Origin of the sequence: Limosilactobacillus vaginalis DSM 5837 = ATCC 49540, from assembly GCF_000159435.1 — a bacterium.
In the GTDB taxonomy this organism is placed as follows: domain Bacteria; phylum Bacillota; class Bacilli; order Lactobacillales; family Lactobacillaceae; genus Limosilactobacillus; species Limosilactobacillus vaginalis.
In genome coordinates, this window is record NZ_GG693488.1 from 1 (window position 1) to 240 (window position 240).

The following is a 240-nucleotide window of genomic DNA, read 5'->3' on the forward strand; positions in this document are numbered from 1 at the left end:
GGAACTGATTGACCGATCAACTTTTCAATCCACTCAATAATCGGGGTAAGTTGCAGTGAAACCACTACGCCGATAATCACACCACACAGGCTGCCGAACAGCCCTGCCAGCAATCCATACCAGACAAAGATGGCGCGAATTAAACCATCTTTCGCCCCCAGCGTTCTTAATACTGCGATATCGCCACTCTTGTCTTTCACCGCCATCGCTAAGGTGGAGACGATGTTGAAACAGGCCACG

1 protein-coding gene is annotated in these 240 nt (G+C 50.0%); it reads right to left on the reverse strand.

The features are described 5' to 3' along the window. Positions 1-240: FtsX-like permease family protein (locus HMPREF0549_RS09110; RefSeq protein ID WP_154645774.1), on the reverse strand; the 240-nt coding region annotated here is incomplete at both ends.